This window comes from Rhodopirellula sp. UH5, assembly GCF_056839225.1.
In genome coordinates, this window is record NZ_CM166390.1 from 2,242,755 (window position 1) to 2,266,451 (window position 23,697).

Annotated in this window: 25 protein-coding genes; 3 read left to right on the forward strand and 22 right to left on the reverse strand. The window is 54.5% G+C overall.

All coding sequences use genetic code 11. The features are described from left to right. Positions 1–350: 350 nt before the first annotated feature. The 4 genes from UH5x_RS08080 to UH5x_RS08095 all read right to left on the reverse strand — a co-directional run bounded on the left by UH5x_RS08080 (position 351) and on the right by UH5x_RS08095 (position 3,554). Positions 351–731: a hypothetical protein gene (locus tag UH5x_RS08080; RefSeq protein ID WP_482635348.1), complete on the reverse strand. Its 381-nt coding sequence runs from the start codon at positions 729–731 to the stop codon at positions 351–353. A gap of 133 nt (positions 732–864) precedes the next feature. Then, on the reverse strand, positions 865–1,299 hold the full coding sequence (locus tag UH5x_RS08085; protein ID WP_482635349.1) for an MlaD family protein: 435 nt from the start codon (positions 1,297–1,299) through the stop codon (positions 865–867). A gap of 106 nt (positions 1,300–1,405) precedes the next feature. Beyond that, positions 1,406–1,990: a hypothetical protein gene (locus tag UH5x_RS08090; protein ID WP_482635350.1), complete on the reverse strand. Its 585-nt coding sequence runs from the start codon at positions 1,988–1,990 to the stop codon at positions 1,406–1,408. A gap of 1,219 nt (positions 1,991–3,209) precedes the next feature. Next, positions 3,210–3,554 (reverse strand): hypothetical protein, encoded by a 345-nt coding sequence (locus tag UH5x_RS08095; RefSeq protein ID WP_482635351.1) that lies wholly within the window; start codon positions 3,552–3,554, stop codon positions 3,210–3,212. Between the two features lie 98 nt (positions 3,555–3,652). On the opposite strand from UH5x_RS08095, the gene UH5x_RS08100 reads away from it, so the two are divergent. Then, positions 3,653–3,904 carry a hypothetical protein gene (locus UH5x_RS08100; protein ID WP_482635352.1) on the forward strand — a complete coding sequence of 84 codons (252 nt, stop codon included), beginning with the start codon at positions 3,653–3,655 and terminating at the stop codon, positions 3,902–3,904. A gap of 1,013 nt (positions 3,905–4,917) precedes the next feature. Here UH5x_RS08100 and UH5x_RS08105 read toward each other — a convergent pair. From UH5x_RS08105 to UH5x_RS08165, 13 genes are all read right to left on the reverse strand, one after another. Continuing rightward, positions 4,918–5,223 (reverse strand): hypothetical protein, encoded by a 306-nt coding sequence (locus UH5x_RS08105; RefSeq protein ID WP_218933915.1) that lies wholly within the window; start codon positions 5,221–5,223, stop codon positions 4,918–4,920. 101 nt (positions 5,224–5,324) lie between these two features. Next, the gene (locus UH5x_RS08110) at positions 5,325–5,819 is read right to left on the reverse strand and encodes an SMI1/KNR4 family protein (protein ID WP_482635353.1); all 495 of its coding nucleotides are present in this window, start codon (positions 5,817–5,819) and stop codon (positions 5,325–5,327) included. Positions 5,820–5,912: 93 nt separating this feature from the next. Then, positions 5,913–6,377 carry a DUF6896 domain-containing protein gene (locus UH5x_RS08115; protein WP_482635354.1) on the reverse strand — a complete coding sequence of 155 codons (465 nt, stop codon included), beginning with the start codon at positions 6,375–6,377 and terminating at the stop codon, positions 5,913–5,915. A gap of 94 nt (positions 6,378–6,471) precedes the next feature. Next, positions 6,472–6,867 carry a hypothetical protein gene (locus UH5x_RS08120; RefSeq protein WP_482635355.1) on the reverse strand — a complete coding sequence of 132 codons (396 nt, stop codon included), beginning with the start codon at positions 6,865–6,867 and terminating at the stop codon, positions 6,472–6,474. Positions 6,868–6,985: 118 nt separating this feature from the next. Next, a complete protein-coding gene (locus tag UH5x_RS08125; RefSeq protein WP_482635356.1) occupies positions 6,986–7,537 on the reverse strand; it encodes a hypothetical protein in 552 nt (183 codons plus the stop codon). A gap of 224 nt (positions 7,538–7,761) precedes the next feature. Continuing rightward, on the reverse strand, positions 7,762–7,998 hold the full coding sequence (locus UH5x_RS08130) for a hypothetical protein (RefSeq protein ID WP_482635357.1): 237 nt from the start codon (positions 7,996–7,998) through the stop codon (positions 7,762–7,764). A 683-nt stretch (positions 7,999–8,681) separates the two neighbouring features. Next, entirely contained in the window at positions 8,682–9,020 is a 339-nt protein-coding gene (locus UH5x_RS08135) for a hypothetical protein (protein WP_482635358.1), read from the reverse strand. An 826-nt stretch (positions 9,021–9,846) separates the two neighbouring features. Beyond that, positions 9,847–11,262, reverse strand: coding sequence for a group II intron reverse transcriptase/maturase (ltrA, locus tag UH5x_RS08140; RefSeq protein WP_482635359.1), 1,416 nt, complete (start codon positions 11,260–11,262; stop codon positions 9,847–9,849). Between the two features lie 536 nt (positions 11,263–11,798). Continuing rightward, positions 11,799–12,452, reverse strand: coding sequence for a hypothetical protein (locus UH5x_RS08145; RefSeq protein WP_150122628.1), 654 nt, complete (start codon positions 12,450–12,452; stop codon positions 11,799–11,801). A gap of 106 nt (positions 12,453–12,558) precedes the next feature. After that, positions 12,559–13,143 (reverse strand): tetratricopeptide repeat protein, encoded by a 585-nt coding sequence (locus UH5x_RS08150; protein ID WP_482635360.1) that lies wholly within the window; start codon positions 13,141–13,143, stop codon positions 12,559–12,561. 140 nt (positions 13,144–13,283) lie between these two features. Continuing rightward, a complete protein-coding gene (locus UH5x_RS08155; protein WP_482635361.1) occupies positions 13,284–13,778 on the reverse strand; it encodes a hypothetical protein in 495 nt (164 codons plus the stop codon). Between the two features lie 490 nt (positions 13,779–14,268). Next, positions 14,269–14,661: a hypothetical protein gene (locus tag UH5x_RS08160; RefSeq protein WP_482635362.1), complete on the reverse strand. Its 393-nt coding sequence runs from the start codon at positions 14,659–14,661 to the stop codon at positions 14,269–14,271. A gap of 118 nt (positions 14,662–14,779) precedes the next feature. Then, a complete protein-coding gene (locus UH5x_RS08165; RefSeq protein WP_482635363.1) occupies positions 14,780–15,172 on the reverse strand; it encodes a hypothetical protein in 393 nt (130 codons plus the stop codon). Positions 15,173–15,405: 233 nt separating this feature from the next. Between UH5x_RS08165 and UH5x_RS08170 the strand changes: the two genes are divergently transcribed. Beyond that, a complete protein-coding gene (locus tag UH5x_RS08170; protein WP_482635364.1) occupies positions 15,406–16,446 on the forward strand; it encodes a tyrosine-type recombinase/integrase in 1,041 nt (346 codons plus the stop codon). 14 nt (positions 16,447–16,460) lie between these two features. After that, positions 16,461–17,609: an IS91 family transposase gene (locus UH5x_RS08175; protein WP_482635365.1), complete on the forward strand. Its 1,149-nt coding sequence runs from the start codon at positions 16,461–16,463 to the stop codon at positions 17,607–17,609. 1,109 nt (positions 17,610–18,718) lie between these two features. On the opposite strand, the gene UH5x_RS08180 is transcribed toward UH5x_RS08175, so the two are convergent. From UH5x_RS08180 to UH5x_RS08200, 5 genes are all read right to left on the reverse strand, one after another. Next, positions 18,719–19,300: a hypothetical protein gene (locus UH5x_RS08180; protein ID WP_482635366.1), complete on the reverse strand. Its 582-nt coding sequence runs from the start codon at positions 19,298–19,300 to the stop codon at positions 18,719–18,721. 126 nt (positions 19,301–19,426) lie between these two features. Then, positions 19,427–19,867, reverse strand: a complete 441-nt coding sequence (locus UH5x_RS08185; RefSeq protein WP_482635367.1) for a hypothetical protein — start codon at positions 19,865–19,867, stop codon at positions 19,427–19,429. 13 nt (positions 19,868–19,880) lie between these two features. Continuing rightward, on the reverse strand, positions 19,881–20,528 hold the full coding sequence (locus tag UH5x_RS08190; RefSeq protein ID WP_482635368.1) for a S1 family peptidase: 648 nt from the start codon (positions 20,526–20,528) through the stop codon (positions 19,881–19,883). Between the two features lie 603 nt (positions 20,529–21,131). Further along, positions 21,132–21,833, reverse strand: a complete 702-nt coding sequence (locus tag UH5x_RS08195; protein ID WP_482635369.1) for a 3-keto-disaccharide hydrolase — start codon at positions 21,831–21,833, stop codon at positions 21,132–21,134. Between the two features lie 86 nt (positions 21,834–21,919). Then, positions 21,920–23,449, reverse strand: a complete 1,530-nt coding sequence (locus tag UH5x_RS08200; RefSeq protein ID WP_482635370.1) for a PA14 domain-containing protein — start codon at positions 23,447–23,449, stop codon at positions 21,920–21,922. Between the last annotated feature and the right edge of the window lie 248 nt (positions 23,450–23,697).

Genomic DNA, 23,697 nt, shown 5'->3' on the forward strand with positions numbered 1-23,697 from the left:
GGACCAGAAGCCAGTAGGCTAAAACCGAGACGACGGTTGTCGCAATGCGTGGAGAAGTCCTGGTTGCACGTGCCGACCTAAAAGCGGCGCAGAACGTGCAAATCGCGACCGAGACGCATATCGCCGGTGCTGTCGCAAGTGGCTGTGCGGCAAACACACCCGCAAAAGCGACGACAAGAAGCAACAGGTCGATTGTCCGATAGGTCATGTACCGATTTCAGTCGGGTAACGGCTAAATTCACGGGGAACGCGCGGGGAATTCTCCGTAACCAAAATAGCGGATCGCGTTCTCCCGTGCAATTTTTGGTTCGTCGCTCCTCTTGGAATTGCAATCAGTATCAGATGCAATTTTACATCATGCGGCAAGTTATTAAAGCAACTGGGATCAAGCCAGCCATGTAAAGGTAGTCCGTTAAACTGGCAGGGGTTTCCGAGGGTAACAGCGAAAATGCAAGCGAGATTGCGAGATTCGCGATACCGAAAACCAGACAGTGCAAGTACGGTCGAGTCGCAACCTCACGAACAAGATACCGTGCGCCGACCACAATCGGGACAACGCCAACGAGGAACCCAGCGATCATGCCGAAAGGAGTATCATATATTGCGGTGCCACGTTCGCCACCAATGAGGTAGGCAATCGCAATTGAAACGCCAAAAGCCATCCCAAGAACCATGCCCAGGACGAAGGAAAGCGCGATCGCTTTGAGCGTCGGACGCCATTCAATTGCCATGAGTAGATCAGTGCCTCTGCCGACGAACGGCACGCGTAACCGGGAACGCGCGGGAAAGTTTCTAACGGCCAAATCGCTCAGCTCGCGTTCTCCGGTTCACGCGATGGTTACCCGCCGTAGTAGCGATAACGTGCTACGGTTGTGGATCGTAAACGCGACCAAATGCCATGTATTCTCCATCGGCGTAAGTGGAGTCTACCATCGAGCTGTCGTCCGCGTAAAGCAACGCCAAATCGCCATCTGAGATCGGCGCAAAAACGACGGCGGAACCTTGGGCATTTGCAGAACGTTGGTGATTCGCAACCGGCGCCATTGCGTGAGGAATTTTCGCATCGCGATTCAGTAGTAATTCAACCACCATTTCCCCGTCACCGAGTGTGATGTCTCCAACGACGCCGACGTTGGTACCGTTGAACTCGACGGGCGAACCAGGTTCTATTGCAGCGAAGTCTGGGAAAGCGACGACCAAAGTGACACCGTCATGTCGAGAAGAGCAACCGGCCAACACCGCCATGCAAGCAACCACGACGGGTAGGATTGATGCAAAACGTGAAGCGTGTTGGGTCATTGGAATGGGTTTTGGTGTAGTCGCGAGCGAAGAGTCAATCTTCCTGTCGGGTAACGGTACCGATCAGCCGGTCGCGGCGGTTGATCTTCCATTGCGAAACGTCCCGCTACCGCGACTCGGTTGCATCGGATGGTTCCCCGCCCGTTTTCGGTCCGAGCGCGTGAACCGCAATGACCCGCATCGGACCGGGTTCGGTGTTGTCAAAGACACCAGTTTCGAGGCATTCAATAGCGTAGTCAAGCGTGTCGATCAGGCAGTGCGAGTTTACCCGGACGTCCACCGCAACGTGGTTACAAGAGAGGGGCGAGCACTCAGGTGCGTTTTGCATCGAGTAGCAGACGATGTCGAACCCAAGCAACCGCGGATTGATTGGCGGCGAAACATCGGTCTTGACGTCCGAATCCGGACCGAAGCCATGCCAAGTGTGATCGTCAGTCTTGAATTGTTGTGGATGAGCTTCGTAGTAAACGAACGTGAGATCATCCAACGCGATGCCGTGCTGCGAACACAGACTCGTAATCCGTGAAGGCTTGTCGAAAAACCAGAATCCGTTGTGCGCCCAAAAGGTGATGTAGTCCGTGAAGTCTGGCGAGATACAGTCGGATACGGCGTAGACGTCGCGAACCGATGGAACGTCCAACCAATCGGGACGCTCCACGATGCGTTTCGCCATGTAGCCGAGTGCAATCATTGGCATTGAGTCGGGGAACGGTAGGGTTTTGCAGGCCGGGAGAACTGATTCTCCATTGCCGAAACATTCGCAAGCCCGGCTCTGTAACAACCCATGGTTATTCGCTGTCAACTCGCGAGCACTTTGAACGTCGCCCACGTCGCGAGTCCGTAAACGATTGGGGAGAACAGGTATGTCACAAACAAGTATAGCCATCCAGGACGAGATTGATGATCTGTGGATCTCGAAAACCCTGACGCAACACCAATCGCTGCCAGCGCGTACGCAGTTAAAGCGTAGGCGAGAGCAGCGAAGAAAGGCAAAATCGTGCCGTGACCGCCGCCGGCAATTCGGAAAGTAAGTATGAGAACAAGGGGGACGACCACAAGGTTGAGCGTCGTGAAGCCGAACAGCATCTTTGAATTTGCCAGGGAGTTGCTTGGTGAGTCGCTGGGCGTTCTGCTATCGGCCATTGGTTGTGGAATCGAATCCAGTGGATCAGGTCAATCGAATAACGGTACACATCAGCGGGTGGCGGAGAACGATTCACCACCACCAAAAAAATTGACGCCGCCACTCCGTTGCATGTGATGGTTACGTGATTCTTTCTTCCGCCCGCAAACCTTGCCGCGAGTTAGCCTATTGTACACGAACGGGTGGGAGTCCGATTATTGACCGGTGTTCGTTTCTCGCACCGCGTGTCCGTTCCATGTTCTCATGCCACCATTGTTCGAGTTGCGACACGTCGCGAGCCATTAAGTCATCGTAGAAAAGGGAGACGGGTAGTCCAATCTCAGACAGAGCATCGTGGACCGAAATGATGTCGACCTCGGGATCCTTCGCGGCGTCCAAGAGTGTTGGCACAGCATCATCTCCGATGCACGCGAGAGCGCGGGCTGCGTGAAGTACCGGTATCCGGTCCTCACGACTGCATGGTCCCTTCCAGCGATATTCAGGATTTCGCAGTTCGACCGCAAGCTGGTCGACTGGCGGGACGTCATACGATTCGCCGCAACCCGCAACGGCAAACAGCAGGAGAGCGAACAATTGGCTAGATTTATGAAGTGTGTTCAATTCAACTCACGTAACGGTACGGTTCAGCGGGGCCGCGCGAGCGACTTACCACGTCAATAAACTCAACTCGCGGCCTCCGTTGCAACCGATGGTTCCCCGCATTCACGCCGGCGGAATAGGCGTTTGGAGATGAAAGGCGTAGTAGCAAGAGAAACCGAGTATGGATCTACCCAGCCATCTGCCAATCGCACGCTCGAGCCACACTTGCGGAAGCAAATCCCGACGGAATAGCACCAAACAAAACGAGTGCCCCAACAATTCGAGTGATGATTGATCCGTTCGATCTCAGAATCAATACGCCCAAGAGCAGATGCAACGCCGGAATAACGACAACAGCAATGGTGGCGAATACGCAAACGGGGCCGAGCAGTCCGAGATCGAGCCCGGAAGCGAATGAGGTCGCGTTGAACGCGAAGCGGTAGCCGGGAATCACAACGCCCATCATTGTCGCAGCGATCGTTGCCAGTAATAAGAGGTCAGCAATTCGAATTGGTCTGGACGGGGCGTTCAAGGAGTGAGATTTCAGTCGGGGAACGGCAGCCGTCACCGGGCACGGAGAGACGACTTTCCATTTGTAAAACCGCGCAAGCCGTGCTCCGTGTGCACGGCATGGTTCTGGCTTCTGCTTTTGGTCTGGCAATCAATGTTTTACTGCAACTGTGTCACGCAGTCGAATTGTCCATCGGCTTTGAACTTTCGTTCGCCATGATCGCGGCGACCATCGCAAGAAACCCAAGTAGCAAACAGATGACAACCCACGCCACGACGATCACCGGCACAGGAGGTGCTTGGTACTCTAGCCAAAGTGAAAAACGCCCCATCGAAAGAAAAAGGAAAAGCGGAGTCGTACTGCATCCGTAGACGAAGGCGGTTGAAGTTCTCGCTCCGATACGTGCCATCCGGAATGCTCCGAACATTAGTACGAGGAAAGCGATCAGGATTCCGTTTCCGCCGGGCGAGTGACTGGTTGCGGGCATCGTCAGCAGTAACAGCGTGGTAGCGATCAAATAGAAGCCGACCCACGTCGCGAAAATGGAGCCTCGCCGAACAGCGGGAACTGTCCCGCCTTGAGCATCTGATGGTTCGTACGGATTGACGTTGTCAGCCATTAATTAGGGCAAGTCTTCCAATGCCAGAACGCTACGCATCAGCGGGCCGGCGCAATACGCGTTGATTTCAAAACCGACCCGACCGCCGGCTCCGTTGCATGCGATCGTTATCCGCTATTCTTGTTCTCCGGCGGCAGGAGAGCTTGTCGGTTTGTTCATCGGAACAAGGTAATACCACTGACCAAAATAGTTGATTTCTTGCCAGTTGTCCGGTACTTCGCCACGAGGCGGTGGTTCTGGGAGCGGTTTTTGACCGGGAGAAGCAGATGACCATAATACCTGGGGCGGAAACCAGTAAATCGAACGCATACGTGTAGGCCTTCCGACAGGGCTCGTGGCTGGATGCGTCCAGTCGGGATGAACATCGGAATTCTTCTGTAGGTTTCCCTGACCTTCGGATTGCGGACCGACGTTTCCATCAGATTCAAGTTCTTTTACGCGTTGCTCAAGCTTCTCGAGCCGAGTTTGCAATTCGGCAATATCAGGAGTCTCGTTGGTCGGTGTGTTGTTCGCACCTTGCCCAAGGCAGCAAGATGAAAGGAGCAGGAGACAGACAACGGTCAATGTGCATCGCATTTTCACTGGTTCCTTCGAGCTCACGATTCGTTAGGATGTGTGTCGTTCAACAAGTGATTTCAGTCGGGTAACGTCCAGAATTTCCGGCCGTCGCGTGTGCATCAACCATTGCCAAAACGCGTTGTCGAAAGCTCCGGTGCATCCGTTGGATACTTGCAATTTTGGGACGGCGATTGGCATTCGAGGGTATCAAAAGATCGCGCCAAGTATAGCGAACGTGAGCAGCCCGAGCGAGATGAGCAGCGGTCCAGCCGGCAGAGCACGACCGAAGCCGGTCGATATCCGAATCGCCAATAGCGAAGACAGAACCGACGTCACCCACGTGACAATGGCAACCAGGCTGAGCATTGAACGCAGGGATGGATCATTGCGCACAGTGACGCCGTCAACGCCTATTCCGCTGTAGCCGGAAAGCAGTTGTGCGTAGACGCATCCAATCGTCACGAGCAACATGGTAACCGCAAGCAGCGTTAGAGCAGCTGAGTACCGAGTCATGGGTTTAATTCAGTCGGATAACGGCACGGTTCAGCGGGGCCGCGCGAGCGACTCACCACTTAAAAAAAACGCCAACTCGCGGCCTCCGTTGCAACCGATGGTTACCCGCCTTCTTGTCGGGGGTGATCGGGACACGGAACGTCAGCGGCGTCGATCAAGTCACGTTCATTGTCGAGAACATACTGAACGTAGTCAAGAAACGAAGCGAACACGATGTCCCCTGCAATGTCGTCAGGCACGAACTCCCAGCCTGTGATGTAAACGGAATGTTGTTTGGTTTCAGGGCAAGCCGTTGTGTCGAGAAGCACCACGCCGCCATCGTGATGGTCATAGAGAACGACGATATTTTGCGGAAGATCGAGCGTCTCGCGAGCGGTCAATGTGTCCGACACAGTATCGGTAAGTGAGCAAATACCAGTCGCGTGCCAATATCCGTGGGTTGTGAGTAGCCAAACAACATCGACGGGGAGTCGCACACCGAGCGATTCTTCAGCGGCAGAGATCGATGAAGGCGTTTCGGGTAGGCGACCCGCGAACCAGATGCTGTGTTCAGCAACAAAGCGACGGAATGGAGTCAGTGACGGTTCAACCATCATTCAGTCGGGTAACGATTGCGATATGCGGGCGGCGGCGAGTGAATCAACCACTGCGAAAACGGTAACCACCGCCGCTCCGTCATCATCGCTTGGTTATCCGCCGCCTGGAATAGGGAATGACCACCGCGACCGCAGGCTCGGGTCAACGTAGTGCGAATAGTCGTCGTGCACTCTAATCAGGTCGCCATCATCATGCGCGTCGGAAATCCATTGTGAAACCTGCGACTGCATTTTGACATGCCCAGAAAGTGAACGCCGCTGATGTGCGTGCAGCGATAATCGCCATGAATCGAAGCAATCGCATTCACCGTGTGGTCCATAGTCGAAGTCAATGCGAAAATCCGGATGCGTGACCTCGATCCCGAAGCCGTGCTTACGCAGAATGACACGATCCCGCGCCACGATTTCGTGTTTGGATTCGATCACACGCCGAGCGGTTGCAGCCCAGTTCACGTTTGACTTAGGAACCGGAATGCCAAGGTGGCGGTGTAAGTAGTCGAGCGCGAGATCCTGCGAGTCGCGAAAGTCGGAAATCATTCGTGCGAGCGATTCACGCATCGTTCAGTCGGATAACGGCGGCGATCACGCGGTCGCCGCGATCGATCAACCACTTCGAAAACCATGGCTCGGCGACTCGTCGTGCATCGCATTGTTATTCGCCGCTTTCCCGTTTTCTAGGTGCACTTGGAAACCAATCGCGTGAGATCGTGATTTGCAAAACGATGGTGATTGCAACCAGCATCGAAGAGACAATTAGTTTGGTCGGCGGTTCCGCGGGGAGTAGTGTGACAACAAGCATGCAGGTGGAGAGCGCAAGTAATGAGGCAAACCGAATCGCGACGGTTGGCATAGACGGCCTAAATCCGAACCAGCGAGCCGCCGCGTAGAGAGACGCCAACAGCAGTGGGATAAAGATGAACGGCGCAAGGTCCGCGTCGCCGAATGGAGCGATGAGGCCAATACGGTCCCAGTTTGCGCAGAGACCAACCAGGGCCAGCGTGAACGCGATGACGATCGCGAGCAACGTGAGTGATGATTTGCTTTCCATTGAGGACACCGTTGGAAGTGTTTTGGATGCGAGTCACGTCAATCGAATAACGCCCGCCATAACCGAGTGGCGGCGATCGATTTGCCACTTCAAAAAACACGGATTCCGCCACTTCGGTTCATGGCTTGGTTACGCCATTTCGTTTCACCATGTCGGCGGACAACTCCTGGGCAGCAGAGGCGAGAGGATCCGCCGAGTCCCAACCATCTGCATTGTAAACAACCATCCATTTCCCTTCAGTCTTAGTGAGCCAGTAAAACACGCGGAATCGACGGTCGTCTCGCTGGTCCGTGTTTCGGAAGACGAGCACGGACTCGTCTGCATCCACCCCTTCGGGAATGTACTGGCTAAGTTTCGAGTTCGGTTCGATCTCTGACAGTTTCAACCAATACCGTCGGCTATCTGGAGCAAACTTGATAGGTTTGGCATCACGTAGCATTTTCCTCAGAGGACGCATGCCTTGAAAAGTTGCGTCCTCGGTAACGATCTCTTCAAGTGGGCGATGGGACTTACCCTGGATTGCATTTTCAAGCTCGTCCACAACAATTGTGACCTCTTGTTCTGCCGTTTCTACAGCCCTGGTTTCTTGGGCTTCGATAGCCAAGGTGGGCAGCAACAAGAGCAACAACAAAGAGAATCGGTTCGGTTTGAACATTTCTGCAACTTCCATTCTTGGCGTAACGTTACGCATCAGCGGGCCGGGAAGGTTGATGCTCCATTTGTGAAAACGCGCAAGCCCGGCTCCGTTGCATGCGATGGTTATCAGACTTACAACGCTGCGCTTCGGGGGGGCCGGGAAGGAACGCTTGCCCGCCCTCGCCACTCCCCCTAGTTTGCCGCGATCCGCCCCGCTCATGGGTGGAGAGTGGGTGTTGTTCCTGGAGATCCGCAGTTTTAAATTCGTCCCGTTAACGCACGGTAGATGTCGCGTTGATCATGGAGACGAAAGCGATCAGGAATACGATCCGCCGAACGCGGAACGAAAATGAGAAAAAAGAGCGATGCAAAACAGGCTGGTGATGCAAGCCAAGCAAGGTGACGGTAATGAGCTGTGCCGAGGAAGCCAAGAAACGCAAGAAAGAACAAAAATGCAAAAAACGCAAAGTAGCGACGGTCGTATGCTTTGGGCATGATTCTTCCAGTCTGTTGGGGGAGAGAGGGTTTCAGTCGGATAACGTTGCGGATCACCCGGTCGGCGCGAGTGATCTCCCATTGTCAAAACGCCCGACTCGCCGACTCGGGTGCATCCGATGGTTCCCCGTTTCTTGGTTTGCGGACAACCAAGGCACCTAACCAGTGAACCGTACCCATAAAAGCGTAAACGATCACGCACCAGAATGGAATGATCGCCAATCCGGTAATTGGTGCGAGGGTCAATCCAGTGTCATTGCTTATGCGACGTCGAGCGGTTTCAGCTTGCGGGGATGTATCGGCGACACCATAAGTTGCGGCCGCTTGTTCGATTTCGGCACGTCGTATCGGAATCGAAAAGAGAAGTGTGAAGTAAGCGAAGATGCAGGCGAGCATGAAGACCAAGGGCTCAGAACCCGGTCGAAGCAGATGGCGACGGATCAAGTACGCAAAAGCAGGCGTCGTGAGAACGCAAATGAAGAGTGCGGTTGATGCAAGCAAATTGCGAACTTCAGTCGGGGAACGGTAGACATCACGGGGAACGGACGAAAGATATTCCACTTCAAAAACCACGCAAGCCGTTCTCCCGTGCATGTCATGGTTCGCCGCATTTATCAGCGGATTGCTACGATTGACGTCCATCAAAATTGTACGCGTCGTTCCAGCAACCGGCAAACATTGCATCAGTCGAGGGAAGCGTTACATGCAGGACAGACCGGCAGTTGAGATGCAAGTGATTCACCGCAGTGGTAACAGTACAGTTCAGTTCCGCACGACTGTGGCACCGCTGCGCCTCTGGCACCCGTCTGCCACTTCTCAATCAGTTCGCGAACGTTTTCAGTGTCAAAGTTAGTGGCAAGTACTTCGTGATGCGTCTCGAACATTGGGATCACCTGCGCGCACTGGGGGTCCGGTACAGAGACGCGAGCATCAACGCCGTTCTCGCGGAGGTATTCAGCCAGACGCTCAACTGTCGGGAAGTCGAATCCGCGATAAATGACGGTGGGATCAACGATAGTCATTGCGATGCTTTCCGTGGATGATGCTCTTCGTCGGCGAACGCTACGCATCACCGCGGTCGCGGCGAGAGATGATCCATTGAAAAAACGCCCGACCCGCGACTCCGGTGCATGCGATGGTTACCCGCCACGGATCGGAGTACTCGGCGGGCAATAAGGATTGTCTAATTGTTTCGAGTGTGTCGGTATCGGCGAGGGCATCTCAGCTTCTGATTGGACGCGGAACAAAACGCCGAAACGTTGTAGGAAGTGTACCACAGTTCCCACGAACGCAAGCAGCACGCTAGCCGCAGGTCCGAAGAATAGGCCTGTAAATACTAGCTTTGCACCGTCACCGCCAACTACACCGTCAACCTCCGCTTCCGTCGTAGCCCACGCAATGGTTAAATCGAAATACAGAATTAATGTCCCCATGCAGACGAACCAAGTTACTACGAGACCAATCACAGTAATCGCAACAAACAAAATTCGATGCTTCGTGTAAAAACAAAGTAGCAGGTAAGAGAGTGCCCACAGACAGCATATGGATAGCGAAATTAGCGCTGGCAAAGTCACGGATTGGCACAGTTCACTATGAAAGATTTCAGTCGGGTAACGTCCGCGATCACCGGGCGGGGAGTGTAAAGTGTTCCATTTGAAAAACGGCCGCAAGCCACGCTCCGGGCGAGTAGACCGAGGTCTCTTTGGTTTAGGTTAGGGTTTGTGTTCCCTGTTTGCCACCGGTTTCCTGTGGTGGTGTCACAATATTCTAACCATGCCGCATTGACCCTCGGCCCCTCTCAGATCCGGACGTGCCACTTTCTAGCATCCGGCTCCCAACCAACACCTCTCACACAGCACTCATCGACGCACGCGACATCGCGATCAGGTCCGTGAGCTGCCGCGGATTCGACAAGGGATGTCGCTCGCACAGACGGGCCAGGTGCGTCCAGTTCACGTAGCTGCTTTGGCTCCGACGACTGAGGTGACGCTTGACCAGCACGCGGGCCTTGTTGAGGTACGCCATCAGCATCGACCAATTGTCATTGATACCGTAGTACTGGTAGTGACCGCGAAGCTTCGCGTTAAGGGTCTGCCACATCTCGCCGATCGGAACGTCCAACTGACTCTTGAACCAGCGACGCAGTTCCACGACCTTCTGCCGATACTTCTTCCCCGACGTCTTCCGTTTCAACTTGAACTTTCCAGCGCGGCTGCGCCCGCAGTAATGAGTGAATCCCAGGAAGTCAAAAGTTCCCGGAGGCCCTTCGCCCCAGCGTTTGGAATCACGCTGGGCAAAACGACCGAATCGGAGCAACTTCGTCTTCTCCTGGGCGACTGACAACGAATACCGTGCAAGTCGTTTCGGCAGGACCGCTTGGTATCTCCGCGCATCCGATTCCAATTCAAAACAGCAGATGAAGTCATCCGCATACCGAATCAGAGTCGCTTGTCCTTGCAGTCGTGGCTTCACTTCACGTTCGAACCAAACGTCCAACACGTGATGCAGGTACACATTCGCAAGCAGCGGAGAGAGGCTCGAACCTTGTGGAACGCCCTCGTCGGTTGCTTCCAGTTTGCCTTCGATCATCACACCTGCTTTGAGAAACCGCGTGATCAGAGCGAGCAGCTTGGGGTCGCTGATGCGAACTTGCAACAGTTCCAAGAGGCTCTCGTGACACACGTTGTCGAAGAAGCCTTCGATGTCCGCGTCACTGATCCAGTTCACTTTCTCGGTCGCGATGCTTTGACCGAGTGCCGACAACGCTTGGTGGCATGATCGCTGCGGACGGAATCCATACGAGAAGTCGTAAAAGTCGACTTCGTAGATCCGCTCGAGGACCATCACCATCGCTCGCTGAACGAGCTTGTCTTCCACGCAAGCGATCCCCAGAGGTCGCGTTTTCCCATTCCCTTTCGGGATGTTCTTTCGCAAGATTGGGTTCGGACGATAGCTGCCACGATGAAGTCGATCGAGCAGGCCACGAAGGTTGCCCACCAGATCCTCCTCGTAATCTTCCACCGCCACGCCATCGACCCCCGGCACTTTCCCTCGCTTCAGTCGGCGAAACGCATACCACAGCAACTCGTAATTGAGCAGCGAAAAGAGGTTATTGAAAACCTCTTCGGGATGCGTCTTCGCTCTTTCGGTGATGCGTTCAAGACGATCCAGAACCGTACTCCCGCCACTGAGTGTGGGCGACTCGGCGTCTTGGACGCGTGTTGGCCTGACCGCCTTCCCTTCGCCAGCATTACCCGGCTTCATTCCACCTGATTGGGCTTCAAGTTTCTGCGGTACTATTCGGTCACCCGACTCCCTGAATGTCATTTGTCTTCGTCGCTTATTCCACTTCTAGGACATACTCGATCGGCCAAGTTGGAAGGCTTGGGTTCGGTCAAGAACTTCAGGGTCTCACTGGTTGCCTGATTGGCTTGATGTGTAATGCGAATGGGCCGCCGACCCCGGGTCTCCGCTTGCAGCTCGCCAAGTGACGCTGCAAGCGATGTTGCCTTCAGGGATGCACAAACCTTGGGCCCTGAGCTCATTGTTGACGGGCCAACAGGTACAAAATTTCGGGGCTAACATCCATTCAGCGTCGCAGGGCCACCTACGATCGCTTCATCCTCACTACCTTTCTGTGTACGCTTCAAACTTCGACTTCAGCTCATGGTGCCTATACGAAGCCTGCAACACTCGATACTGGGCGCGCGGCTAACGCTTACCCAGGCGGGATTCCCACCCGCTAGTCAATCAGACCTTGCCAGTCCGCACGTTCATCGCTTTGTTCTGCCTTAGGTCGGTCAGCCGAAGGATAGGCCTAGTTCGTCGGTGAGTATTTGGATCTCTGTCGTCACTTCTTCGTACAGTTTGCTCCGACGCTTGGGCAATCCAAAGAAGCCACATTCGTGACCGCCGAGCGTGACCTTCTTCAGGCAAATGCCCAAATAACTCAAGGGGCCTACGCCAGCAGCTCTCCATTCACCTGACCGTTCGTTCCAGTTGCCATGAACACAAATATGTCTCTCTGGATTGTGAAGCACAGTGGTTGCTGGCAGGCCCAGTACCTCAACATCACCTTGATAGCCCGAGATGTCGAGTGCAATTGCATCAGGGCCGTGATTGGCGACTGCCTGCCCCTCGTTACCAGTCGGTTTCACGAATACCTTACTCGGCTTCTTTCCGCGAATGATCAAATTGCTCAGGTGTACACTGCGATCAATGTGAATGGCATCTCCGCACGCGAAGTTCTCGAAGACGACGTTTTCAATTCGTGTGCCAAAATCAATTTGGCAAGTTCCAATGGTTGTGCAGCAATTGACAAATGAGCAGTTGCGAATTGTCACTCGTTCTTGAGAGGTGGGAAATACAAACTGCTCGTATGACTCTCCGTTCGCGTCCAAGCCTTCAAGCACAATGCCGCCATCTGAGTCTGGGATGAGTGGTAATTGCGTCATGGCTTTTATTGGCAGAACGTCACGCGTAACCGGGCACGCGCGATAGATTTCTAACTTCAAAAACCGCGACTCGCGTACTCCGGTTCACGCGATTGTTCTGCACCACTTACCTCGAGTGAGGACCAACGTTTCGCCTTGTGTTTCTGGCGTGTTTCCAACGTTCGCTCCATTCTTTTGCTTCGTCAGGCCGTTCAAGCCTACGGCAGATGTCATTTAAGCGTCGGTATGCTGTCTCATCGCGTGGTGCGTGCTTTTGAGCCTGGCAATACAATTCATAAGCACGATTGTAGTCCTTGCGGTGCGTACGATAAAAGTCACCAAGATCGATTAGCGCAAGCGTGCCGGGCTGAAGGTCGACTGCACGCTCAAGCAGAGCAAGCCGATTATCAGATTTATCGGGGAGGATGTCAGCCAATCCGCGGAGAGATTTGATGTTGGTCGGATCGGCCTGTAACGCGAGGCGGTAATAGCATTCGGCGGACTTCAGGTCGCCCTTGGAAACCAAAGTAAATCCCTGCATCGTTTCCATCGGCGCTATCAGCACATTGCAGCGACGGTAGCATTCCGCGACGGACGCATACGCATCCGCTGCATCGCAGGGCAAAGATTTCGCGTGGCGAATAAAATGCGAAATTGCAGCCTCGTAGTCCTTTGCGACGAAGAAACGGTTTCCGAGTTGAAAGTCATTCATGCGGCGACTTCGTTGCAGAACGGTTGCCGTAACCGGGAACGGACAGTTGACTTTCCATTTGTAAAACTTTGCAAGCCGTTCTACTGTTCACGGCATGGTTATTCGCTTACGACTGGCCGAGTGCAAAATCAACTTGGCAGTCAGCGGCTGCATTTACGCACCACAGAAAGTAAGTGTATCGCCCAAATCGTTAGCATTCCACCAGCGAAGCCAAACGAATCGCCAAAGAGCGGTAGTGCCCGGAATCGGTCTGCCACCGAACCAGTTTGGTCAACGAAGTCGAGTAGGCCACGAAGGTTGCCCTCCAGATCCTCCTCGTAATCTTCCACCGCCACGCCATCGACCCCCGGCACTTTCCCTCGCTTCAGTCGGCGAAACGCATACCACAGCAACTCGTAATTGAGCAGCGAAAAGAGGTTATTGAAAACCTCTTCGGGATGCGTCTTCGCTCTTTCGGTGATGCGTTCAAGACGATCCAGAACCGTACTCCCGCCACTGAGTGTGGGCGACTCGGCGTCTTGGACGCGTGTTGGCCTGACCGCCTTCCCTTCGCCAGCATTACCCGGCTTCATTCCACCTGATTGGACTTCAAGCTTCTGCGGTACTATTCGGTCATCCGACTCCCTGAATGTCATTTGTCTTCGTCGCTTATTCCACTTCTACGACATACTCGATCGGCCAAGTTGGAAGGCTTGGGTTCGGTCAAGAACTTCAGGGTCTCACTGGTTGCCTGATTGGCTTGATGTGTAATGCGAATGGGCCGCCGACCCCGGGTCTCCGCTTGCTGCTCGCCAAGTGATGCTGCAAGCGATGTTGCCTTCAGGGATGCACAAACCTTGGGCCCTGAGCTCATTGTTGACGGGCCAACAGTTACCAAATTTCGGGGCTAAAATCCATTCAACGTCGCAGGGCCACCTACGAGCGCTTCATCCTCACTACCTTTCTGTGTACGCTTCAAACTTCGACTTCGGCTCATGGTGCTTATACGAAGCCTGCAACACTCGATACTGGGCGCGCGGCTAACGCTTACCCAGGCGGGATTCCCACCCGCTAATCAATCAGACCTTGCCAGTCCGCACGTGCACGGGATGGTTATCCGCCGGTTTGGCCGCTAGCGGATTCGGGTTAAGGAAAATGCGAGTGAATCCAGTCGAGCAATGGAAAGTCGGGACGTACGACACCGTCATCGTCAACGGTGTGCAGGATTATGTCTTTGTGGTCCTTCAGCCAATCCTCGCGATCTTTGTAAAGCGTCCCGTCGGGACGGTAATACAACTCGTTCTTGCCGTCGCCCGGGTTTTCATTGGAGAACATAAGTTCGCCCGTGGGATAATACCGACGCGTGCGAAAATGTTCTAACTTGCCCGTGAGGGTACGGCGTTCCCATTGCTCCCAAGCACGAGTTCCGTTCTCGTAGGAACCAGTGAGGACGTAGGGGGTTGTAATGCGGACTGCCACGACGACGCCTGCAAAAATCATTGCCGCAAGTGCAGCGAAGAACCAGTGCTTGGATTTCATGGGTCAGTCGGATAACGTCAGCCGTCACCGGGCGGCGAGAGTAAAACCAACCATCAGAAAACGCGCTGACGCCGCTCCGGTGTACGGCATGGTTTTCCGCCGTCTGGCGTTGCAGATGTCACCGAGGTGCGGATTGGTAGTACGCACGTCCTGTTTGACGGTCGTATCCAACCCAAACACCACCGCCGTTGCTTTGGGTGTGTTCGTAGTATAAGCCCTTGCTAATCTTGACGCTACGTTTGTAGTACGCATTCAAAAACGCGGTCTGTTCCTCTTCGGTTGCGTTCAGCGGTTCTGGCGGAGGTGGTGTTGAGAACGCTAAGTATCGGGATAGTCCAACGGGGGCTGTGATTTCGGCAACGTCCCAGCGAGACCAGTCACGAAAACCGGCCTCGTCAATGTCGAACTCGTAAGCTGTGTTCATGTAGGAACGGTAGTAAGAGACGTTTGTTGCGGAGTCAGGCAGCCAGTCAACAGAGTCAACGGACTCAGCGGTGTCAATTTGGGTCAAGCCAAGGTATGCCGAGCGAACAAACCAAATCGCGCAAGCAATAAGGGCGGTGAAGAGGAGAAGTCGACGTAGCGAGAAACGCATGCGAAGGTGTTGTCGTGGATTTCAGTCGGATAACGGTACGCATCAGCGGGCGGCGGGAGTTTGGCCACCATTTGTGAAACCTCTCCACCGCCGCTCCGTTGCATGCGATGGTTCAAGTAAGCCGCTAGCGCGGCGGTTTCGGTTTGGTGGTGGAACGGGCGCGTGACGGATTGTTGGAAGCAACCTTTCAGGAGGAGCTGTTCGCTGGGAACAGCTCAGCAACTCCTCCTGAAAAGGAACACAACATGTCCAATTCTAGCTCAAAATGTCCGCAAAATGCACCTGGAGCCCACTTCCCGGAAAGTCTTCGCCTGAGACTCTCCGAAGACTTGCACCTGACCGGCAAGGCCAAGCGAACTCACGATGGCTACATCCGAGCGGTCAGGCAGCTCTCTGATTTCGCCGGTTGCAGTCCCGACCAGGTGAACGAGCAGCATGTGCGGCAGTTCTTCTTGCACCTGAAAAACGATCGCAACTTTGCTTATGGATCACTCCGCGTGGCATTCTCGGGCATCAAGTTCTTCTTCACGCACACCTGCAAGCGTGACTGGAAAATCATCAAGATGCTCAAGCTCCAGAATATCACCACCTTGCCGGAGGTGCTGACGATCGAGCAGGTTCATGAATTGATCGGCTCAGCGACCACGCAGCGAATGTTCGTCTATTTCTGGACTGTCTATTCGCTGGGACTCCGACTCAATGAAGCGTTGCATCTGCAGGTCAGTGACATCGACGCCCAGCGAGGCTGGGTTCATGTTCATCGTGGCAAGGGAGCCAAGGACCGGTATGTGCCGCTGCCGACGACGACCGTTCGACTTCTGCGAAACTACTGGGCCAGTCATCGACATCCAAGCTTTCTGTTTCCGGCAGATGGACGAAAGCATGACCTCGCCAAAGACGGCATCAGCCAAGCCAAAAATCCGATGAGCGAAACGGCCGTTCAAGGAGCAATGATGCAGATCACGAAAAATCTCCGCTTTGGCAAGAAGGTCAGCATTCATACGCTGCGTCATTCTTATGCGACGCACTTGCTCGAAGCGGGCGTGGGGCTGAAGGTGATTCAAAAGTACTTGGGGCATTCGTCGCTGCAGACCACGATGGTCTATCTGCATCTGACTGATACGGCCGAAGCCAACGCTCGCGAAGAAATCGAAAGGCTGTTCGGTAGTCTACCTGGCAGCGGCGAGTAAACCCGCTCTCGCAAATGCCCACGGTTGCGGAGGCTCTTCGCCAATTCGCACCGGCATACCTACAGCAACACGCCGATTCGATCTCGGTCGCCGAAGACAAAGTTCTTGGCGCGATCACTCGTTGTCGCACCGGTGCACTGGGTGGTGTTCACTACCAGTGCGGCGGTTGCGGAAGCGATCACTGGGTCGGACGTTCGTGTGGCAATCGGCACTGCCCGAACTGCGGTCACGAGAAGACGCAGGCTTGGATCGAAACGCAGTCTGCCAAGCTGATGCCGGTTCATCACTTCTTGGTCACTTTCACGGTGCCCCGGGAGATCGGCTTGGTGCTGCGCGTTCACCAACGTGACGGCTACCGATGCTTGTTCGATGCCAGCAGCCAGAGCATTCGCGATGTGGGATCGGCAACCAAGAGCCTGAAAGGGTGCCAACTTGGGTTCTTCGGTGTGCTTCATACTTGGGGGCGTGACCCGGCCGTCTATCATCCGCACGTTCACTATGTCGTTCCTGGCGGCGGAGTGAAACTGGATGAGCATGGCAATGCCTTGTCATGGCAGAGTACGCCAAAGAACTTCTTGTTCCACCACGGCACGTTGATCAGCACCTACAAGGCAAAGCTCGCCGATGAGCTTCGTGCCGCAGGTCTTTATGCCCAAGTCGATCGCGAGGCTTGGTCGAAAGACTTCGTCGTCGACATCCAGCCAGTTGGGCACGGAGTTCCAACGCTGAAATACTTGGCACCGTACGTTCACCGAGTCGCGATCAACGACAGTCGCATCACGGATGTCAATTCGGAAACGGTGACGTACAAAATTCGTCGCAAAGGGAACGTGATGCAGAACAAGACCGTTGCCGGCGACGACTTCGTGGGTGACTTCTTGCAGCACGTTCTGCCGACGAACTTCATGAAGATCCGCCACTACGGTTGGATGAGCGGGAACAGCAAGGTGAAGGTCGAGGAGGTGAAGTGGTTGGTCTGGCTCGCCCTTGGCTGGACGTTCTGGTTGGGCAGCGGCTACGCGCCGCAAGCGGAACCGTTGACCGTTCCGATGAAATGCCGCCTGTGTGGCGGTGTCATGCGAGTGATCGAGGTCAGCTACACCTCGTTGTCTTCGCAGGGCATCCGCCCCGAGCACGGGCTGACTTACTACGACAGTGGGTAACGCATGAACCAGCGAAGTGAAATGACCGGTCGAATTCGAACGTCTTCAGGAGGGCGAAGGAGGACGATCTGTCTCGACGGCAATTTCACGCGTCAAACCCACCGGGCAGTGAACCTCAATCAGTGCCATTCACTGCCGATTCAGCACAACCAGGGTCGGAGCACGTGTCCAAGCATCGAAGCACTGCACTTGACGCGAACCAAAGTCTGCACCGGAGAGTTAAGCTCAGAAGCAAAGCTCAAGGACGAATGGGCGAGCGACTCGGCGTTCAACACCGGGCATCTTGAACAGAGGACTTGAGCTTCGGCTAGGCGACGCGTTTTGAACCGCGACGAACGAAGAGAGCTGAAAGAGAAAGTGACTCAACCGTCGCATCCACGCGAAGTCAAATCCTTATTGGTTATCCGCCGGATTGAGGCCAGTCATCGTCCGAAAGTCGCAGACGCCCACGGGCATTGGCAAACCTCAGCCCCAGGATGGTGAGGCCACGCTTGGTCCAGAATTCGGTTGAAACATGGCCACTGGACACACCGCCTTGAGCATAGCGTTCTACGTAGTGTATGTCATGGTCATCAGTAATCGGTATTCCAACTAGGTCCTGGAAAGCACCGGCTATCAAATCACCGAAATCCGTTCCGGTCTCAGGGAGCGGTGTGTACGAAAGCATCGCCTTCATTTCTCGCCAAAGAAATGGATCGCCTCGAAGGCCCCATTGTTCCGGCTCAGGATCAAAGAGGTCGGCGACTGACGGCGTCGGTTTTTGTGCGGAAAACGATGGGTCGCGGTGAGGGTCGCCATGAAGCTTGAGTTGTAGAACATACTCCGATACAGACCCGTCCCAGCCGCATTGATGACAAACCCCATCCCGCATTGTGTGGTCGCATCTTGTCTTGCCGTAGATCCAATATGCACACTCGCGACACAGGCTCGACATTGTATGCCTTGATTGCGGGAACGAGCTTCCGCACTCTTCGCAGTGGCATGGTGCGTCAGGGTCAACGTTAGGCATCATTTGTTCGGATAACGTAGGCGGTAACCGGGCCGCCGCCAAAAAACTATGATTTCAAAATTCGCGTGATCGGCGGCTCCGGTTCACCGCTTTGTTCTGCCTATTCGGCATCGCCATTTAGCGTGACACGGTTGTGAGGTGGCGGCGATATGATGGCTGCCACATACGGGAACCCTTCATACCTGACCGGCTTTCTTTCTTTGCCGGCACCAAACTGCACGGGTTCAACAGCTCGACTACCAGGTTCATCCGGCAGCGTGATATTCACGTCGCCACCGCCCGGCGTCCAGCCATTTAACCAAACCAGTACGCGACCGTTTTCCCGTTGAGAAATGTCTCCGCAAACAGGGCAATAGCGGTGTTTGCCGTCAAGACAACCATCCCAGACGTCATTGTCTACGATATCGTCCGCAAGCAGCCCATCACAAACAGGCACCCAGTCGGTGACAGCAAAGTATTCGGGCACTTTCAGCTGTTTGAGCTGCTCCGCAACCCACGACTCAACAACAGGGCCCTTCTGCTTTGGAGTGTGTTTCGTGACGGGCACGATAACTTTGACGAACACCTGGTTGAACTGTCGCCGCTCGATCGACTCCGGCGTCGGGTCCTGAGCGGGTAACTCGGCAGCAATGTCTGCGAACATGCTGAAGACCAGTAGACCAACGAAACCAGGACGCCACATTTTGGACCTCACTCTGTGTTAGTAGTAGGCAGAACGGCGGCCATCACCCGGCACGCGCGAGCAAGGCTTCCGTGTTGAAAACAGCCGATCGCGTGCTCGGTGTGCATGGCTTTGTTATGCCACACCCTACGCTTTAGCATCGCCTTCACTGTCAGCGCAATAGGCGTTTACACCCATCTTGCCCACAGAGTAAAGAAGGAGTGCAATTGCAGGTACAATCAAGGATGTCAGAATACCGAGTTTAACAGCGACAGCGCCACTTACAATCGTTACGAGTATCGCGTTTCCGATCGGGGCTTCACTGCCCAATTTCTTTCGGTCTTCAGCGTAATCTGGATGGCCACAAACAAACTTTTGCAACTCAGCCTTGAGGCGATCAAAAAACGGCCTGGATTCCGGTTTTAATCCGAATCCGACAGTTGAAGCCGAGCCATCTGCAGAAATCCATGCTTCTGCGGCGTGCTCGGGATCCAAATTTTCTAGCAACTCTTTTACGTGTTTACTTTGGTAAGGCTTCAGCGTTGCTAGCCAATCGGCAATATCCGTATTAGGTACAATGATGCACATGAGAATTACAGCCCTAAAGCATTTCTTTAATGTATTCCGCCGAGAGGCAGTGAGTTGTTTGATGCAATTCGCGGGGGTCAATACCACCGAGGCTTATGCCTCCTGCACCATTCGCGAATGCACCGATCAAAATCCCAACAATCTTCTGTTTTTGCGGAGCGTACACTAGCGAGCCCGACTGCCCAGGCCTTGCTTGAGTGTTCACAATTGCATGTTTTGCTTTCGAAGCGGAGTTCTTCAAAAAGATTTTGGCTCCGACAATGGTCGTCTGAAGCGTAAGAACCATCCTGCCTTCAGGTGCGTGCGGGTATCCAAGGATTCCGACATCGTCTGATACATTCACGTCGTCGAATGATCCCAAACTAGGTGGGAACGCGTTTAGTTCTAACGGCGACTTCAGAATGGCTATGTCAAGAACCGGGTCAATTTCTTCGACGGAAACTGGAATTGGTTTACAACTCGCGTCCGTGGTGTCTTGATACTCATTCAAGTCAGTAATCTTGGGATAGAGTACACAGAGGTTTGATCCATCATCACCGATTACGTGACGAGTCGTTGCGAGTCTTCCATCTTTAGATACAAAAAATGCGGTACCAAGAAGTTGCACATGCTGCGGCGTGATGCGTCCGACAGGCAGAACCAGTTGCGTGAAAATGCTCATACTAATTCTGTCTATATAAGAGGATCGAGGTCTTGGCATAACAATAGATTCAACCCTACTCAGTAGGGTCGTATTCGGGAAATTGCATGATACGGGGTAAGTGAGTTGGGGTGTTTGACCAATATCACTCAACTCACTCCCGTGCTCAAAATCTTACCTGCTGCGTGTTGCTGCGGCAATGTTGCCACTCCTGGAAGTCGTTCTGACGACACCAGCGGGCTTTGAGGTGGACGTGGCATCGGCGGACGATGTCAGCAAAAGTGACCGAATACGGTTTCTGAAATGGCTTCGGCGGTACGCACTCACGCATCCCAAGGGGCTGACGAAGGAACTGCCCGTGAATCGCGAGACGGTCCTGCGATTTTCGCGTCCTTCATGGAGGTTGGGGCGACTTTCGCGTCCTGCATTGCTCCCTGGCCACGGAGAACGCGTTTGTACGGTGGGGGAAGCGGTAGGAGGAGGGAAGAGGAAGGGGGGGAGAGAGATGCAAGAAACAGCCGTCGGTAACTCGTGCGGTTACCGACGGCTGCTGTGGTTGTGAGTCCTTTCAGGATGATCGTCGCAGGGCACCGCAATGATACCGGTGGCGAGGAGTGGGTTGGCCTACAGTCGGCGAATGCGGATGTTCCGATACGAAACTTCGTCGTTGTGATCCTGCAAACAAATGTGACCTTCAGTGGGCTCACCAAAGCCTTCCCACTTGCCGAACTTGGATTTGGCGACACGTTCGTTCCAGTCATCACTGCCTTTGACGAACTCACAGTAGAGCACTCCATTGACCGCAATCTCGCATTTCTCAGGGGTGATCAACACTCGCAAATGATTCCACTCGCCAACCGGTTTCGTGGCATCCGTGTCGGAGGAATACAGTTGATACAACCAACCACATTTCTGTGGATCGTGGCCGCCCTTGTGGTCTTGGATCTGAATTTCGGGGCCGGTGTAGTAGGGTGGTTTTTTGGTTTCGACGACATGAAACATGACGCCGCTGTTCGCAGCAGGGGTGACCTTGAAGTCGAGCTCCAACTCAAAGGCCGCGAACTTTTCTTTCGTGATGATGTTTTCACCACGGGCGGCGTCGCCTTGGTCCTTGCGTGAAATGCAGGTCAACGCGTCGCCGTCGACCTTCCAGCCGGTCGTCACCGAATCGCGATTGTATTCGCGCCAGGCGTCCAAGTTGCTGCCATCAAAAAGCGTTTCCCACTCCCCGGCTTTCGCCGTGGCATCCTCTGCACGAGCGGTTTGGGGTGCGAGAACAAGGGTGGAGAGAGACAGGATCGCGGAAGCGAAGAGCAAGGTTTTCATCGGCAATTCGGGGGTGGGAAAGTGTGACGGGAACAAGGGGCAGGAAAAACCGCTTGGCTGCTCAAACAGAGCAGCTCGCAAAGATTTTACTCGCTCGCAGCGTCGGATGTTGGTTCCGCGGTTGGCTCAGGGACAGGCACGCGATAGAACTGCAAATCAAGAGGCATTGCTTCCGCCTGAGAGTCCAATTCCTCGGACGAATCACCTTCGGAGGCATCCACTCGGGTCAATCCTGCCGTCAAGGTTTGGTCTCCTCCTCCCTCGAAATATTCGATTCGAATGGGGTGCAGACCAGCATTGGCTCGAACCAAGCGACTGACGGTCATGGGCGGATGATTGCCATCGTGGTCCAGGAAGAGCTGGTCATGCAGAAAGACTCGGCTGCCATCATCCGAGGTGATTTCAAAGCGATACAGCCCGTCCTCGGGAACATGGATCATCGCATCCATGATCAACGCGAAGTCGTCTCGCTGGTCCCCTTGAATCGTTTCTAAATCCAGAGTGTCAACTGTTCCCGTTCGGGCCACTTCCATGGTTTCGAACTCAGGCAGTTGTTTAAACTTGCCCAAGTACATTCGGTAGTCGAGACCTGGTTCATGGCCGTCCGGTGGGACGCCTTCGTGGCGCGGTACAGGAACCGTTTGAATCGAAATCGGCAACGCGGAACCATTTCGGCTTGCGAGCACCTCCACTTCCTCGGATTCTCTCAGCACCTGATCCAGTGCCAACGTCCACTGGGCCGCGTTGCGGACTCGAGCACCACCGACGGACTCGATCACGTCCCCCGCGAGGATTCCGGCGACTTCGGCGGGGGACTCCTTTTCGACGGATGCGACGAGGGCAGCTTCGGCAAGTGGATTGAGCGTCATGCCCACCCAGCGATCGTGACGCAGTTCCGGCTCGACAATCCGTCCGATCAACTTGCGAACTCGATCGATCGGAATCGCAAAGCTTGCGTTCTGCTCGTCGGGATTCACACGCGAAACGATCCCGATGATCTTGCCTTCCATGTTGACTAAGGGACCGCCTGAGTTGCCGCGGTTGCTGGCTGCGTCGAATCGCAAGTAATCGTCTCGTGCGAGCAAGTTGTACTTCGTCGCGACCAAGGCGTTGGGCATGTCCAAGTAGGTTTTCTTGGAGCTGATGATGCCGGACGTGATTGTGATCCCGCGACCACCGGGGTTGCCCGCGACGACGACCGCCTCGCCGTTGTGCACGTCATTGCTGTGTCCGAGAGGTACGACGGGCAAGCGTCCTTTGACGTGAAGGATTCGGACGATGGCAATGTCCTTTTCAGGCAGTCTCGCCACGACCTCAAAGCGTCCCGCCATCTTGCCGAGCACGACATAGCCTTCGTCGCTCGACAGGACATGGTCGTTGGTCAGGACGTAGCCCGAGGAGTGGATGATGGTTCCACTGCCCGTGTTGAAGTGCCCTGGTTCTTCGCCTTCCAAAAACAGACCGACGACCGCAGGTTCCACCTTGGCGATGACATCCACCAACGGAGACCAACGTGGGGATCGTGGGTCGAGTCGCACCGGCTCATCGGCCGAAACCAGTTGTCCGGGCAGTGGCAAAGTCACCAACGCAGATAGAACGATCCAGGAAAGTCGCATGAGCATGGTCGAGGAGAAGGTCAGAAGCGTGAAAACCCACAACCTACTGCCACCGGAACAAGTTGACCATGCTCGGTGGATACCTGGCTCGCTACGTCTTGCGAACCCCGCCCGCGGCAGAAGACTGCGCGACCACCGTAGGCCGGACGAAGGAGGCTTTGCGACGCACATCCGGCAATGACTCATCTGAAAAGGTCGGCTCATCTGCCGGAGCGGCGCCGAAGCGGCTTGATCCGGCCTACTTGAGC